The organism is Pantoea sp. X85, from assembly GCF_029623675.1.
Lineage (GTDB): Bacteria > Pseudomonadota > Gammaproteobacteria > Enterobacterales > Enterobacteriaceae > Pantoea > Pantoea leporis.
Genome location: NZ_CP121108.1, coordinates 3019511 through 3035814 on the forward strand (window position 1 = coordinate 3019511; position 16304 = coordinate 3035814).

The following is a 16304-nucleotide window of genomic DNA, read 5'->3' on the forward strand; positions in this document are numbered from 1 at the left end:
TGAGAATCGCTACGATTAACGCGCGTTATCGTCCGCCAGTTTCGGCGATACATCATCCTGGTCGTCAGCATGATGTTCGTGCTCTTTCATCGCTTCGGCATTAACGCGTTTGCGCACGCCAAACCAACCCAGCACGAGCACCACGGCAATCAGGGGAATCGAGGCGATGGTGTAAGTGCCGTTCGGATAGTCGAACGCCATCAGCACCAGCACGCTCACCAGGAACAGCAGCGTCAACCAGGAGGTGAACGGCGCCCACGGTAGCTTAAAGCTGACATCTTCGGCTTTGCCCTCTTTGATCGCTTTGCGCAGACGCATCTGGCACACCACGATAAAGGCCCACGACGAGATGATGCCGAGTGACGCCACGTTCAGAACGATTTCAAACACCTGCGACGGCACATAGTAGTTCAGCACCACGCCGATGATGTAAACGGCAACGGTGACCAGAATGCCGGCATACGGCACCTGCTGCTTGCTCATCTTCGACATAAACTGTGGCGCAGAACCGCCCATCGACATGGAGCGCAGAATACGGCCGGTGGAATAGAGACCTGAGTTGAGGCTCGACAGCGCGGCGCTCAGCACCACGATGTTCATTACGCTACCGATATAAGGCACGCCCAGTTTGGAGAAGAAGGTCACGAACGGACTTTGCCCCGCCTGATAGGCATTCCACGGCAGCAGCAGTACCAGCAGCACCACGGAACCGACGTAGAACAGGCCGATACGCCAGATCACGCTGTTGATGGCTTTTGGCAGCATGGTCTTGGGATCTTTACATTCGCCTGCTGCGGTACCCACCAGCTCAATCGAGGCGAAGGCGAACACGACGCCCTGCACCAACACCAGCGCTGGCAGCAAGCCGTGCGGGAAGAAGCCGCCGTTATCGGTGATCAGATGGAAGCCGGTGGTATTGCCGTCCAGCGGTTTACCGCTGCCGAGGAACACCACGCCGACAATCAGGAACACCACGATAGCCAGCACCTTCACCAGCGCGAACCAGAACTCCATCTCGGCGAACCACTTCACGCCGATCATGTTCATGGTGCCGACAATCGCCAGCGCGCCTAGCGCAAACACCCACTGCGGCACATCGCCAAACGCGCCCCAATAGTGCATATAAAGCGCGACTGCGGTGATATCGACGATACCGGTCATCGCCCAGTTAACGAAATACATCCAGCCCGCAACGTAAGACGCTTTTTCCCCAAGGAATTCACGCGCATAAGAAACAAAGCTGCCGCTGGAAGGACGATGTAACACCAGTTCGCCCAACGCTCGGAGGATAAAGAAGGAGAAGATACCGCACACCAGATAAACCAGCGCCAGTGCAGGACCGGCCATTTGCAGGCGCGCGCCAGCACCGAGGAACAGACCGGTACCGATAGCACCGCCGATGGCGATCATTTGTACCTGGCGGTTACCCATTGCTTTGTGGTAACCGCTGTCGTGCGAGTTGAGCCAGCGTCTTTTCGCAGCGCGTTGTTCGGCTGCGGTTTTTTTAGTTGATTTCATAGCTATCCTGTTTGTCCTGACCATCAATCACCGCGTAACCAAACGATTGCGTATGGCGGTGCGAAATGGGGTAAAAACCCGGTGTCACAGCGGCGGAACGATGTCGCGTGGCGGGGTGGGAATTTACGGCGATGAATCCTACCCGTTCTGCAAGAACGAAGCAAAAAATACCGCCAGGCTGCACAAGATGAATTGTAATAATCCGTCGCGGTGCACAAAAAAACCGGCCAGAGGGCTGACCGGTAAAGGGATGGCTACAGGGATAACTACTGGAGGGAATTAACGATAAATCTCTGCGGTGCCGCTCCACAGGCTGGAATCACCTGGGGTTTGTACACCAATAACGCGATAGCCGCTGGCACCTTCCTCTTGCGCTTTTTGCGACAGATGGCGCGTTGCGTCATCCAGCGAGCCGCGTACGCCGCTGATGGAAACGGTGCCCGCGCTTTGCAGGTTTTGCGCTTGCGTAGCGCTTACAGGCTGGGCCGCCAGCGTCGAGAAACTTGCGGTGGCAAGCAGTGCAGCAGTCAGAACGGCATAACGTCTCTTCATGTGATGCTCCTGTTGTCTTCCGTTAAGGGTTAAGCGTTACAGGACTTATTATCACGCAGGGAATGAAAACCAGGTTGAGCAAGCCGTAAAGCCGTTTAATAATTCGCCAGCTTAGCGCGGGTTATTTAGAGAAAGGTAAAGAGAAAGAGTTTTCTCTGTTAAAAGTAACCTGATGTGACGAGATGTCACTCGCCGTCACCGCACGGCTGCCCTATAATCCCCCGCTCTTACAAGGGTTATTACTGTGATTGTGAAACGTCCCGTTACTCGTACCATTGCGCGCGCACTCAGCGTGATTGTGCTGCTGTCGCTGTTGACCACCGGGCTGGCGCTGATGACGCTCTCCAGCAGCCTGCGCGATGCCGAAGCGGTGAATGTCGCCGGATCGCTGCGCATGCAGATATACCGTCTGGCGTGGGACAGCACGCGCGATCCGCAGCAGTTGGATCATCACATCCAACTCTACCGACAAACGCTGGAATCCCCGGCGCTGCAGCATCTGGAGCGCGCGTGGGTACCGCTTGAAGTGAGTAGCCGCTATCGCTATCTGCGTCACAGTTGGCCGATGCTGCAGGAGACGTTGCAGCCCAGGCGAGCACAAATCTACCAGCAGCGTGTCGCGGGCTACGTCAGCGAGATCGACCGCTTCGTGCTGGCATTGCAGCATTATGCTGAACTGAAGATGCATCTGGTTGCCGCCAGCAGCCTGTTCGGTTTTCTGGCGATTGTGGCGCTGGCGTTGTGGACGATTCGCTTTATCCGCCGCAACGTGGTGCGACCGCTCAACGCGCTGGTGACCGCCAGCCAATATGTTGAGCAGGCGAATTTCGCTTTTCCGCCGCTGCCAGTGCAACAGCCGAATGAACTGGGTGTGCTGGCGCAGGCTTTTACTACCATGGCCGAACGGCTGCATTCGCACTATCGCCTGCTGGAGTGCGCGGTGCGTGATAAAACCGAAGATCTCACTCAGGCCAATCGCACACTTTCTCTACTGTATGAAAGCTCACAAATTCTCACCAGCAGCCCACCCAATCCCGAACTGTTTCAGGGATTGCTGCGTCTGGTACAGCGCCGTGAAGCGTTGACGGTGCTGAAAATTGATAGCGAAGGGATTGAGTTTCAGGCCGGTGTGGCGGCGGATGAGGTGAGCTGGCAGCGTTTGCCGTTGATGCAGGAAGAGCAGCGGCTGGGCGAACTGTGCTGGCAAACCCACCGCGCACCGCCCGCCGACGAACTGATGCAGAGCCTGGCGAACATGCTGGCGCGCGCACTGTGGATTTGGCAGACGCAAAAGCAGTATCAGCAGATGCTATTAATAGAAGAGCGCGCCACCATTGCGCGCGAACTGCACGATTCGCTGGCGCAGTCGCTCTCTTTCCTGCGCATCCAGCTGGCGCTGCTGCGACGCAATGTCGATGGGTCGCAACCGCAGGCGCTGGCGATTATCGCTGATTTCGATCGCGCGCTGGCCGAAGCCTATCAGCAGTTGCGCGAACTGCTGACCACCTTCCGTCTGACCATCGAACAGGCTGATTTGGTGCAGGCGATGCAGGCGATGATTGCGCCGCTGCAGGAGCAATCGCAGGCGGCAATCGACTTCGATTATCAGCCCGGCTTGCAGATGCTGGATGCGCAGCAGCAAGTGCATGTGCTGCAGATTGCGCGCGAAGCGCTGCTCAACGCGATTCGCCATGCGCAGGCGCACAATATTCAGATTCACTATCAGCGTGTCGCTGATGAGGACCACTTACTGACCATCGAAGACGATGGCTGCGGCATCAGCAGCCTCGAAGAGCCGCCAGGACATTATGGTCTCACCATCATGGCGGAGCGCGCCGCGCGATTATCCGGCACGCTGATGATCACCCCGCAGGCGCAAGGCACGCGCGTCACGCTGCGTTTTCCACCGCGCCCGACGCACCGGTTGAGCTGACAGATTATAGAGCGCACCTGCTGTAGCGGCGCGATTCATCGCGCAATAAACTGCGCCGCTACGGCAGATGCGTTAATGAAAGAAAGTTGCCTTTGATACTGGAGATATTATGGCTAACCCTTCCCTGACTATTATGATCGTTGACGATCATCCACTGATGCGCCGTGGTATTCGCCAGTTGCTGGCGCTGGAGCCCCGGCTGGACGTGGTAGCGGAAGCCAATAATGGCACTGAAGCGCTGGCCGAAGCACGCCGTTTGTCGCCGGATGTCATTCTGCTGGATCTTAACATGAAAGGCATGTCCGGACTGGACACGCTGAAAGCGCTGCGTAATGAAGGCATCGCCGCACGCATTTTGGTGCTGACGGTTTCCGATGCGCGCAGTGATATTTATGCGATGGTGGATGCCGGTGCCGATGGCTATCTGCTCAAGGACAGCGAACCCGAACTACTGCTGGCGCAAGTGATGCGCGGCGCTAAAGGTGAAAACGTGTTTAGCGAGGTGGTGGCCGATTATCTGGCGACGCGCCAGCCGACGTCAAACCCGTTCAAACAGCTCACCGAACGCGAACTGGATGTACTGCAGGAAGTGGCGCGTGGCTTATCGAATAAGGAAATTGCTGCCACCTTGCATATCTCCGAAGAGACGGTAAAAGTGCACATTCGCAACCTGCTGCGCAAGCTGGATGTCCGTTCGCGCGTTGCCGCTACGGTACTGTGGCTCGAAAGCCGACATCTGTAGTCGCGCACAAAAAACCGTCACTATATTTACACTTTCTCCATAATTTACTCACGATTCTCTAATTTGTGCCGCGTAGAGTGTCTGCAGCAGGAGTCTTTCGAGAGAGCAGTTTGCACTCCGCCAGCGTGACGCCGTCCGCGCATCGCGCTCATCATAATAAAAGTAAAAAATACGCAGTTGAGGAGTGTCGGTTTCATGTCGAATTTCTTTATCGACCGGCCCATTTTTGCCTGGGTTCTGTCTATTCTGCTCTGCCTGTGCGGTACGCTGGCGATCATCTCGCTACCGGTTGAGCAATATCCCGACCTCGCGCCGCCTAACGTGCGTATCACCGCCAACTATCCCGGCGCATCCGCGGAAACGCTGGAAAACACCGTTACGCAAGTTATCGAACAGAACATGACCGGCATCGATAATTTGATGTACATGTCCTCCAACAGCAGCAACACCGGCCAAGCCCAGATCACCCTCACCTTTACCGCTGGCACTAACCCCGACGAAGCGCGCCAGCAGGTGCAAAACCAATTGCAAAGTGCGCTGCGTAAGTTGCCTGCGGCGGTACAGTCACAAGGTGTGACGGTGAATAAAACCGGTGACAGCAATATCCTGATGATTGCCTTCGTCTCTACCGACGGAAGCATGGACAAACAGGATATTTCAGATTACGTCGCCAGTAACATTCAGGATCCGCTCAGCCGTGTTGATGGCGTCGGCCAGGTGGATGCTTACGGCTCGCAATATGCGATGAGGATCTGGCTCGATCCCAACAAGCTGATTGCCTACGCGCTGACCACCGAAGACGTGGTGAGCGCGATTGAATCGCAAAATGCGCAGGTGGCGGTGGGTCAGGTAGGCGGATTGCCGTCGGTGGACAAGCAAGCGCTCAACGCCACGGTGAATGCGCAGTCGATGCTGCAAACCCCGGCGCAGTTCAAAGCGGTGACGCTGAAAACCAACAGCGACGGCTCGGTGGTGACGCTCGGCGATGTGGCGGATGTGGCGATGGGCGCGGAAAAATATGACTTCCTCAGCCGCTATAATGGTCAGGCGGCCTCGGGGCTCGGCATTAAGCTGGCTTCCGGTGCCAATGAGATGAACACCGACAAACTGGTGCGTGAGCGTATTGCTGAACTGTCGCACTACTTCCCGCACGGGCTGGAAGCCAAAGTCGCTTACGAAACCACGCCGTTCGTTAAGGCCTCGATTAAAGACGTGGTGAAGACCCTGCTGGAAGCGATCCTGCTGGTGTTCCTTGTGATGTATCTGTTCCTGCAAAACTTCCGTGCCACGCTAATTCCGACTATTGCCGTGCCGGTGGTGCTGCTCGGCACCTTTGCGGTGCTCTACGCCTTCGGCTACAGCATCAACACCCTGACGATGTTCGCCATGGTGCTCGCCATCGGCTTGCTGGTGGATGACGCTATCGTGGTGGTGGAAAACGTCGAGCGCATCATGAGCGAGGAAGGTCTGTCGCCGCGCGCCGCTACGCGTAAATCGATGGGCCAGATTCAGGGCGCGCTGGTCGGCATTGCGCTGGTGCTGTCGGCGGTGTTTGTGCCGATGGCGTTCTTCGGCGGCACCGTCGGCGCCATCTATCGCCAGTTTTCGATCACTATCGTTTCGGCGATGGTACTGTCGGTATTGGTGGCGATGATTCTGACGCCCGCGCTCTGTTCCACGCTGCTGAAACCGCTGGAGCAAGGACATCATCACGGTCGTCGTGGCTTCTTCGGCTGGTTTAACCGCACCTTCAACGCCAGCGCGGAACGTTACGAGCGCGGCGTCGCCAAAATTCTGCGTAAAGGCGGCCGCTGGCTGCTGCTCTATCTGGCGATTATCGGCGTGATGGCGTTCCTGTTTATTCGTCTGCCCACCTCGTTCCTGCCGCTGGAAGATCGCGGCGTGTTCCTGACGCAGGTGCAATTGCCGGCCGGTTCGACGCTGCAACAAACCTCGGACGTGGTGGCGAAGGTCGAAAATTATTATATGACCCAGGAGAAAGACAATGTGGTTTCGGTGTTCTCCACCATCGGAGCGGGTCCTGGCGGTAACGGTCAAAACGTCGCGCGCCTGTTCGTTCGCTTGAAAGATTGGGAGGAGCGTCCGGGCAGCGATCGCACCTCTTTCGCCATCATCGAGCGTGCGACAAAAGCCTTCCACACGATCAACGAAGCGCGCGTTATCGCCAGCAGCCCGCCCGCGATTACCGGCATGGGCAGTTCGTCGGGCTTCGATATGGAGTTGCAGGATCACGGTGGCATCGGCCACACGCAGCTAATGGCAATGCGCGATAAGTTACTGGAGATGGCTGACAGCAATCCGGCGCTGTCGCGGGTACGTCACAACGGCCTCGATGACAGTCCGCAGTTGCAGATTGATGTCGACCAGCGCAAAGCGCAGGCGCTTGGTGTGTCGCTGGACACCATCAATGACACCTTAACCACCGCGTGGGGCTCAACCTACGTTAATGACTTCCTCGATCGCGGTCGCGTGAAGAAAGTCTACGTGCAGGCGGCGGCAGAGTTCCGCATGCTGCCGGAAGACGTGAATAAGTGGTATGTGCGTAACAACAGCGGCAGCATGGTGCCCTTCTCTGCCTTCGCCACCAGCCATTGGCAAACCGGTTCACCGCGTCTGGAGCGCTACAACGGTTACTCTGCGCTGGAGATTGTCGGTGAAGCGGCGAACGGCGTCAGCAGCGGTACCGCAATGGACGAGATGGAGAAACTGGTTGGGCAGCTGCCGCTGGGCGTAGGCTTCCAGTGGACCGGCGCCTCCTATCAGGAACGTTTGTCCGGTTCTCAGGCGCCGGCGCTGTATGCGATTTCGCTGCTGGTGGTGTTCCTGTGTCTGGCGGCGTTGTATGAGAGCTGGTCGATTCCATTCTCAGTGATGCTGGTGGTGCCGCTCGGCGTGGTGGGCGCGCTGGTGGCAACCTGGATGCGCGGGCTGGAGAACGATGTCTATTTCCAGGTGGGCTTGCTCACGGTGATTGGCTTGTCGGCGAAGAATGCCATTTTGATTGTCGAGTTCGCCAATGAGATCAACAGTAAAGGCCGCGAGCTGATGGAGTCGACGCTGGAAGCCTCGCGTCAGCGTCTGCGCCCGATTCTGATGACTTCGCTGGCGTTTATCTTCGGCGTGCTGCCGATGGCCATCAGCAGCGGTGCCGGTTCCGGTAGCCAGCACGCGGTGGGTACCGGCGTGATGGGCGGGATGATTTCTGCCACCGTGCTGGCGATTTTCTTTGTGCCGCTGTTCTTTGTGGTGGTACGCCGCCGCTTCCCGCTGAAAGAGAAGCCGCACGATTAAGCAGGCCATTGCGCCGCTAAGGCTTGTGCGGACATCAGGTTCCGCGCATATCAAGTGCACACACTTGTCGCGGCGTGATTCATCGCGCGCGGTTAAATGAATAAAAAAGCCGCCATGAACATCCATGGCGGCTTTATTGTTGTGTGTGGTAAGAATTACAGCAAGTTGGGAAGTGCCCTGCTTTTCTCTTCACGCGTTACTTACGTAACATCGCTTCGATGAATTCTTTCCAGTTTCCCATTTCGGTGTCGACCATAAAACCCTCTCTTATTGTAGCGGCAATTCTACGCCGTTTTTTTCTGGTGGTGAATACGTTTCCACCTGTTATCACTATCGGCAAAAGCGTAGAAAAGCTTCAATCTTTTGAAATTGTGTACTGACGCACATTTCAGCAACTCTATAATGCGGCAGGAAAAATGGCTGACTTAAATCGGGTAGCAGAAATCTGCATTTAGGATAATCCTTAGTGGCTTAATGATGTCGCAGGCAATTATTAAGTGCGTAAGTGAAAGCGCTTCCTGGCCCTAAGTAATAAAATTTATAACGGCTTAAGGGTCATGAAAAATGGGTGAATAAGGCCGGCTTTCACCGTCAGCGCTCACAGCCCTTAGAGCGCTGTGGTAAACTCGCGCTTTATTTTTTACTCAACGGGAATAAGCGATGACAGCGCAGTGGGTGATGTACGGAATTAAAAATTGCGACACGATTAAAAAAGCACGCAACTATTTAGCGTCTTCCGGTATCGACTACTGTTTTCACGACTATCGCGTGGAGGGCATTGACGACGCGCTGCTGCAATCGTTTATCGATCAACTCGGTTATGAGGCGCTGCTGAATACGCGCGGTACCACGTGGCGCAAGCTGCCGGAAGCCGAACGCGACGCGGTAAACGATGCCGCCAGCGCCAAAGCGGTGATGCTGGCGCAGCCTGCCATCATCAAGCGTCCGGTGTTAGCCGCGCCGAATGGCGATCTGCTGGTCGGCTTCAAAGATTCCCTTTATTCCGCCTTTATCCAGGAGAAGTCATAACATGTTCTGTCCGGTTATTGAGCTGGCTCAGCAGCTTATCCGTCGCCCGTCACTCAGCCCGGATGATGCCGGTTGTCAGGCGCTGCTGATTGCGCGTCTGGAAGCCATCGGCTTCACGGTTGAGCCAATGCACATTGGCGATACGCTGAACTTTTGGGCGACGCGCGGCCAGGGCGAAACGCTGGCGTTTGCCGGTCATACCGATGTGGTGCCGCCGGGCGACGCCAACCGCTGGATCAGCCCGCCGTTTGAACCCAGCATCCGCGACGGCATGCTGTTTGGCCGCGGTGCCGCCGATATGAAAGGTTCGCTGGCGGCGATGGTGGTGGCAGCGGAACGCTTTGTGGCCGCTAATCCGCAGCATAAAGGTCGTCTGGCGTTTCTGATTACCTCCGATGAAGAAGCCAGCGCGGTTAACGGAACGGTGAAAGTGGTTGAGCGCTTGATGGCGCGCAACGAACGCATGGATTATTGCCTGGTCGGCGAACCATCGAGCACCGAGATTGTGGGTGACGTGGTGAAGAATGGCCGTCGCGGCTCGATGACCGCGAATCTCACCCTTCACGGCGTGCAGGGCCACGTAGCCTATCCGCATCTGGCGGATAATCCGGTGCATCGCGCCATGCCGGCGCTGAATGAGCTGGTAGAAACCGTGTGGGATGAAGGCAACGAATTCTTCCCGCCGACCAGCATGCAGATCGCCAACGTGCAGGCCGGAACCGGCAGCAACAACGTAATTCCTGGCGAATTCTTTGTGCAGTTCAACTTCCGTTTCAGCACGCAGTTGACCGATCAGATGATTAAAGATCGCGTGGCGGAGCTGCTTGATCGTCATAAGCTGCGCTATACGCTGGAGTGGAATGTTTCCGGCCAGCCATTCCTGACATCACGCGGTAAGCTGGTGGATGCCGTGGTGAACGCTGTGGCGCACTATAATGAAATTAAGCCGCAGTTGCTGACTACCGGCGGCACCTCCGATGGGCGCTTCATTGCGCGCATGGGTGCGCAGGTGGTGGAACTGGGCCCGGTGAACGCCACCATTCATAAGATCAATGAGTGCGTGAAAGCGTCAGATTTGCAGATGCTGAGCCGTATGTATCAGCGCATCATGGAACAGCTGATCGCCTAAGCGCGAAAGGAGAAAGGGGATGGAATTCATTAAAGAGTACTGGTGGATCCTGGTGATCCTGCTGATGGTTGGTATTTTGATGAACGTTTACAAAGACCTAAAACGTATCGACCATAAAAAATTCATGGACAACAAACCGACGTTACCGCCGCATCGTGATTTCAACGATAAATGGGATGACGAGGACGACTGGCCGAAAAAGAAATAATCGTCATATCGCGAACGGCGCGATAACTCGCGCCGTTACGCATCCTGCTACATCATCATCACCACATCATCATCGCCCGGCTTCGCACCGCTTAGCGCCTCATCGAAGTAACGACGCGGCACGGTATAACGCAGATGATTCAGCGCCAGCTCCATGCTGCGATCGTTAATCGCGTGCGGTAAATCTTCCACCACATCCAGCGTGACATCGCCGCCCAACGAAATCAGACGTTGCTTCGCCTCTTCAGCGTGCTGCAGCGGGATCTGTTCGTCGTAATCGCCATGAATCAGATGAATGGTGTTACGCGTGCTGGCCCGCAACGGCAACGTGGCATAGCGGCCGCTGAACACAATCGCGCGTCCCGCCAAATCCGGCTGCGCTTTCATGCCTTCCAGCACCATAATGCCGCCCTGGGAAAAGCCCACCAGCGCCGTGGCTTCGGCACGCACGCCGCTCTCTTGCTGCCAGTGACGCACCGATGCCACGAACTCAGGCATGATCGCATCCACGCCCTGCTGTTCCGAACGATCGTGCGGCGGAATATCGGCAAACCACTGACGTCCTTGCGGCACGCTGCCCGCGTAAGGTGCTCCGACCGACACCACCAGCGCTTGCGGGAACGCTTTCGCGAACCAGCTACCAATCTGCGCCATCGAATCCGGGTTGTCGTTGATGCCGTGATACAGCAGAAACAGCTGTGCTGCACTGCTGGGTTGCTGAACAATTACATATCGTAGTGCCATAAGATCCTCCTCAAATCACTATACGCCGCTGCTGGCACAGAGATATCGGGAAAATTTGAACGAGATAATGGATTTATTGCAATGAACGCAGCCGCTGCGCCGCGTCGGGATTGAGGCGAATCAGTGCTGCGCCAGCTTCCGATCGCAGCTGGTTTATCAAGGCTTTACGCCCGCTGAGACCGGCATGTTGCGCGGCATCGGTTAGCGTCTGTTTTTGCAGCAGGATGGCATTCAACAACGGTGAAGGAGACTGGCGCACCAGCCGCTGTAGCGCCGCGTAGCTGGCTTCGAACGGGCGCTGCGCCCAGGCAAAGCCGGCCAGCAGCGCCCAGTCATCCTCGTTTAGCTGCTGGCTGGCATCGCTTACCAGCGTTAACGGTAAATCTATAATCGCTTGCAGCCACAGCCAATCACGCGCCAGGCGCTGCGCTGCCTGCTGTTGTAGCGCTTCACCTGCCGCAGAGATTGCCAGCAGCGCCATCGCGGCATAGCAGCCGCTGCTGGCTTCGCGCTGCGAGCCAATCCGCACCAGCGTAAAACCGCAGGCGCGCCAGAAGCGCCACAAAGATTCGGTGTAGCCAAAACTCACCGAGAGATAATCACAGTTCTGCGCCTGCTGTCGTGCGGTGGCCACCAGCGCTTTGCCGATCCCACGCTGACGCTGTGACGCCTGCACCGCAATCCGGCTAATGCGCAGTGAGCGCAGCGTTGCCGCCTGCGCGAAACCGGCATGGGCCGCCAGCGATTGCGCCACCAGATTGCCACGCGGCCGACGATGACCGGCCCACACCGCGTCAGCCAATGGCTGATCCAATCCGCCCTCTTCCACCAGCCACAACGCGCCGGTTACCTGTTCGGCTGCACCCGCCAACCAAAAACGCATGCCGGGCGCATCCAGCATGCGCCGTAAATCCAGTGGCGAAGTGCGATAGTGCGCACTGGCAAGCAGGCGATAGCCCGCTTCCAGCGCCGTTATGTTGTGGTCCGGTGTGGCCGGGTAAATGGCGATCTCACCGCTTGCGCGGCTCTCCTGCGCATCTTCAAACAGCAACGCCTGGCTGAGCCACTGCTCCAGCGGATCGTTCGGCGACCAGCGCAACGGCTCGTCGAGCTGGAAGAGGCGCACATCCGGCAAGGTGGCGCAGAAGCGCAGCATAAAGCCGCGTCCGGTGCCTTCATAACCTTGCACGGTGGTGATAAGCAGCACGCGCGGGAAACGTTGCACCAGCTGTTGCAGGATGGGCGCGGGAATGGCGGCCGCTTCATCGACAATCAGCCACTGCGCCTGAGGCGTCGCTTCCTGCGCGAGAACGGCATCGGGAGCCATGAAACTGAAATGCTCACCAGCGAATTCTGCCAGCACCGCCGTGGAGACTTTGGCCGGTGCCGTGACTAAACAGTGTTGGTTGCGCTGCGCCAGCATGCCGGCCAACGCCGATTTGCCGCGACCGCGCGCGGCGGTGATCACTGCCACGCCCGGCGGCATCGCTTCAAGCTGTTCAAGGATTCGCGCCTGCTGCTGCGGTACCTGACAGCGCCAGTCGGGCAGATGCGTTTCCACCGGATAACGCACCGCTTGATGCTGACGTTGCAACATCACCTGCGCGTCTTGCCGCATCAGCGATTGCAGATGGTGGATAAAGTGCGGCGTGGCGATCGGTTCAGCGACATCCGCCCAGCGCAAGCTGTCGGCATCGGTCTGCCTGGGCCAGCTTTCCCAATCAGGCGTTAACAGCAATAACCAGCTGCCCGCGCGTAAGGTTCCGGCCAGTGCTGCAAAAGCTTCGGCGTGAAAACCGCGGCGGGCATCAAATATCGCATGCTGGAATTCACGCCCCAGCAAGGTGCGTAAAGCCGCGGGCGCAACGGCGTGCGAGAAATCGGTGCTGTCGCTCACCGTCAGCCAGTCGCCGGGCAGCGCGGTGTGCCAACCTGTGGCCTGCTGCTGCGCCCACTCCGCATCACCCGCTATCACGCAAAGGCGGCGAATGCCTGCACGCTGCATCGCCGCCGTTTGTTCAACCAGGGAGATCACTTGCTAGCGAAGGTGTTGCACTGGCCAGGATCGCCGCTATCGAAACCGCGTTTCAGCCAGGTGTAACGCTGCTGAGAGGTGCCATGGGTGAAGCTATCCGGCACTACGCGGCCCTGACCTTTCTGCTGCAGACGATCGTCGCCAATCGCTTCAGCCGCGTTGAGTGCTTCCTGCAGATCGCCCACTTCCAGAACGTTTTGCTGCTCCATGTAATGGCCCCAAACGCCGGCGAAGCAATCCGCCTGCAGCTCCATTTTCACCGACAGCTGATTCGCCTGCGCCTGGCTCGCGCCCTGCTGCATCTGACGCACTTTTGGCTCAATGCCCAGCAGCTTTTGTACGTGATGCCCCACTTCATGCGCAATCACGTAGCCTTGCGCAAAGTCGCCACCGGCGCCGAGTTTGGTTTTCATGTCATCGTAGAATGACAAATCGATATACACGGTTTGATCGGCAGGACAGTAAAACGGCCCCATCGCCGATTGGCCGGTACCGCAGTTGGTGCGCGTTGCCCCGCGATACATCACCAGCTTCGGCGGCACATACTGTTTGTTCATCTGCTGGAACAGCTTGCTCCAGGTATCTTCGGTGGTCGCCAGAATCACCGAGGTGAATTTGGCATCTTCGTTACTCTGCGCGGTGTTTACCTGACGCTGCTGCGACGTTGGCGCGACACTGCCGCCGCCTTCCAATAACGCGGTGAGGTCGTAGCCGTAATAGCCGGCAACAGCGACCACCACCAGCAAGATAAGGCCGCCTTTGCCGCGTGGAATGCGGATTTGCCGTCCCCCGCCGCCGCCAAGGCCAGGTGAATCATTGCGTCGATCTTCTACATTGTCGCTTTCACGACGCCCTTGCCAGCGCATGGTCTAACTCCTTTAAACATGTTTGGCATGATTTTAGTTGGCGGCAGCGGTAAGCACCAGTGTTGTAGTGACAGCACGGTAAGAATGAGAGAAACGGTGTGATAAAGGAGGAAGGAATTTGTAGGGGCGCGATTTATCGCGCAATGTCTGGAAGGTGCACCGACCGTAAAAGAGCGCGATAAATCGCGCCGCTACGGGCCGGTGCAAACAGGACTTAATCCAGCTTCACACCCAAACGATGTGCAACTTCTTCGTACGCTTCAACCAGGCCGCCAAGGCTCTGACGGAAACGGTCTTTGTCCATTTTATCCATGGTGTTTTTGTCCCACAGACGCGCGCCATCTGGCGAGAACTCATCGCCCAGCACCACTTCGCCGTTGAACAGACCAAACTCCAGCTTGAAGTCGACCAGAATCAAACCTGCGTCATCAAACAGTTTGCTCAGCACATCATTGGCTTTAAAGGTCAGCTCTTGCATGCGCGCCAGATTCGCTTTGCTCACCCAGCCGAAGGTTTCGCAATAGGATTCGTTGACCATCGGGTCGTGTTTGGCGTCATCTTTCAGGAAGAGATCAAACAGCGGTGGATTGAGCACAATGCCCTCTTCCACACCCAGACGTTTTACCAGCGATCCTGCCGCACGGTTGCGCACCACGCACTCCACCGGCACCATCTCCAGCTTTTTCACCAGCGCTTCGTTATCCGACAGCAGCGCTTCCATCTGGGTCGGAATGCCCGCTTCCTGCAATTTGGTCATGATGAAATGGTTAAACTTGTTGTTTACCATTCCTTTGCGATCAAACTGCTCGATTCGTGCACCGTCTCCTGCTGACGTATCGTTGCGGAATTCAAGTACCAGCAGATCCGGATTATCGGTGCTGTATACGGTTTTCGCTTTACCGCGATACAACTCAGCTCGCTTTTGCATCTTGTTAACTCCAAACATGAAAGAACCCGTGTTCAGCGGTGTTTCACCGCGCGCCGATTGCGTGACGCAATCGTTTACTTCGCCGGGCGCTATTATACACAAAATCATTCGAGATGCAGGAAGGCGGCAAACGAATGAATCCCGATGAGCTTACTCAAGTAAGTGATTCGGGTGAACGAGAGCAGCCAACGCATCTGCAGCTTGAAGGATTTGTGTATATGCCAAATCAAAACAAAAAGGCCGGAAATCTCCGGCCCTTTGGCAATTTATTTCAGCGCCCCTTGAATCACCTGCACCAGCGCGTCGTTCTGCGCCTGGGTTAGCACGTGACCTTTCGGATCGATGAACTGCAGACTGCTGCGGTTATCCAGATCGCCAACCTGCAACTTGTAATCGCCGTTTGGCAGTTCTGGATCTTTGGCGCCAATCTGATCCCACACGCCGCTGCCCGGCTGTTTGTAGGTCACTTTCAGGCTGCCCTGCGAACGGTTGTCATCCGTGATTTCCATGCCCACGCGTTTCAGCGCCGCTGGCAAACGCTGCCAGGTGACGTTAAACGGTGCGCGCAGAATCAACAGCGGTAAACCGGTGTCATCCGCGCCGCTCTGCACATCAATCTGTCCGGTGGCACGGTTGGCCGCCGCATCCTGGCTGGCAGAATCCACTTTATCCAGACCGGTGCTGATGTCGTTCAACATCTGGCCGGTATAGCGTTGAATCTGTGCCGGAGAAGTAACGGCTTGACCAGACTGCTGCAGTTCCAGCAAACGTACGGTCAGCACTTGCTGATAGCTCTGATTCTGCACGCTGATCTGATAACGACCGCGATACTGGTTATCTTCGTCAGCACGGTTCCACTGCACCCAATCGGTGGTCAGCTGTTGCGAAGCGTCATCACGCTGGGCAATCGGGAACTTGTAAGACTGAATCACACCCACAACCTGCGACCAGATAGAACCGCGGCTGCTTTCCACGGCCAGCACGCCCGTGTTACCGGTGAACTGCGCACGCGTGCCGTTCAGCAGCGCCAGCGGCTGGGCTGGCGGACGAATATCCAGCTCTTTACCAACCGCGCCTTTCGCCACGCTGTGCGGAACATCGTAATCCCCATTCTGCAACGGCAGAATCATGCCCGCGGGGGCTTTTAAATCATGCAGCTCAGGCGCCTGCAGGTAAGATTCATCCCCGCTGACCTGGCGCTTATAACGCTGATCGTTGGAACACGCTGTGAGCAGCATCAGGGTGGAAAGGCCCACTACCGTTGCCAGCGTCGAGCGCTTAACTGAATAACTCATTGATTCTCCCTAAA

13 protein-coding genes are annotated in these 16304 nt (G+C 56.8%); 6 read left to right on the forward strand and 7 right to left on the reverse strand.

The genetic code is table 11. From position 1 onward, the window contains the following. Positions 1-15: 15 nt before the first annotated feature. Both ansP and P6287_RS14125 read right to left on the reverse strand, forming a co-directional pair. Positions 16-1518, reverse strand: coding sequence for an L-asparagine permease (gene ansP / locus P6287_RS14120; RefSeq protein WP_101763535.1), 1503 nt, complete (start codon positions 1516-1518; stop codon positions 16-18). A 279-nt stretch (positions 1519-1797) separates the two neighbouring features. After that, on the reverse strand, positions 1798-2070 hold the full coding sequence (locus P6287_RS14125; protein ID WP_101763534.1) for a YdgH/BhsA/McbA-like domain containing protein: 273 nt from the start codon (positions 2068-2070) through the stop codon (positions 1798-1800). 244 nt (positions 2071-2314) lie between these two features. Here P6287_RS14125 and narQ point away from each other — a divergent pair, with 244 nt between their 5' ends. The 6 genes from narQ to P6287_RS14155 all read left to right on the forward strand — a co-directional run bounded on the left by narQ (position 2315) and on the right by P6287_RS14155 (position 10423). Next, a complete protein-coding gene (narQ, locus tag P6287_RS14130; protein ID WP_277973946.1) occupies positions 2315-4003 on the forward strand; it encodes a nitrate/nitrite two-component system sensor histidine kinase NarQ in 1689 nt (562 codons plus the stop codon). A gap of 109 nt (positions 4004-4112) precedes the next feature. Continuing rightward, positions 4113-4745, forward strand: a complete 633-nt coding sequence (locus tag P6287_RS14135) for a response regulator (protein WP_110866498.1) — start codon at positions 4113-4115, stop codon at positions 4743-4745. Positions 4746-4940: 195 nt separating this feature from the next. After that, complete coding sequence (acrD, locus tag P6287_RS14140; protein ID WP_277973947.1) at positions 4941-8057, forward strand: multidrug efflux RND transporter permease AcrD; 3117 nt, start codon at positions 4941-4943, stop codon at positions 8055-8057. Positions 8058-8717: 660 nt separating this feature from the next. Continuing rightward, positions 8718-9086 carry an ArsC family reductase gene (locus P6287_RS14145; RefSeq protein WP_101763530.1) on the forward strand — a complete coding sequence of 123 codons (369 nt, stop codon included), beginning with the start codon at positions 8718-8720 and terminating at the stop codon, positions 9084-9086. 1 nt (position 9087) lies between these two features. After that, positions 9088-10215 carry a succinyl-diaminopimelate desuccinylase gene (gene dapE, locus P6287_RS14150; RefSeq protein ID WP_277973948.1) on the forward strand — a complete coding sequence of 376 codons (1128 nt, stop codon included), beginning with the start codon at positions 9088-9090 and terminating at the stop codon, positions 10213-10215. A gap of 19 nt (positions 10216-10234) precedes the next feature. After that, positions 10235-10423, forward strand: a complete 189-nt coding sequence (locus P6287_RS14155) for a YpfN family protein (protein WP_277973949.1) — start codon at positions 10235-10237, stop codon at positions 10421-10423. A 47-nt stretch (positions 10424-10470) separates the two neighbouring features. On the opposite strand, the gene ypfH is transcribed toward P6287_RS14155, so the two are convergent. From ypfH to bamC, 5 genes are all read right to left on the reverse strand, one after another. Next, on the reverse strand, positions 10471-11166 hold the full coding sequence (ypfH, locus tag P6287_RS14160; protein WP_101763528.1) for an esterase: 696 nt from the start codon (positions 11164-11166) through the stop codon (positions 10471-10473). Between the two features lie 73 nt (positions 11167-11239). After that, a complete protein-coding gene (locus P6287_RS14165) occupies positions 11240-13171 on the reverse strand; it encodes a GNAT family N-acetyltransferase (protein ID WP_277973950.1) in 1932 nt (643 codons plus the stop codon). A 26-nt stretch (positions 13172-13197) separates the two neighbouring features. Continuing rightward, complete coding sequence (locus P6287_RS14170; RefSeq protein ID WP_110866495.1) at positions 13198-14067, reverse strand: neutral zinc metallopeptidase; 870 nt, start codon at positions 14065-14067, stop codon at positions 13198-13200. 214 nt (positions 14068-14281) lie between these two features. After that, positions 14282-14995: a phosphoribosylaminoimidazolesuccinocarboxamide synthase gene (gene purC / locus P6287_RS14175; protein ID WP_176971088.1), complete on the reverse strand. Its 714-nt coding sequence runs from the start codon at positions 14993-14995 to the stop codon at positions 14282-14284. Between the two features lie 266 nt (positions 14996-15261). After that, positions 15262-16290, reverse strand: coding sequence for an outer membrane protein assembly factor BamC (bamC, locus tag P6287_RS14180; protein WP_101763526.1), 1029 nt, complete (start codon positions 16288-16290; stop codon positions 15262-15264). Positions 16291-16304 lie beyond the last annotated feature (14 nt).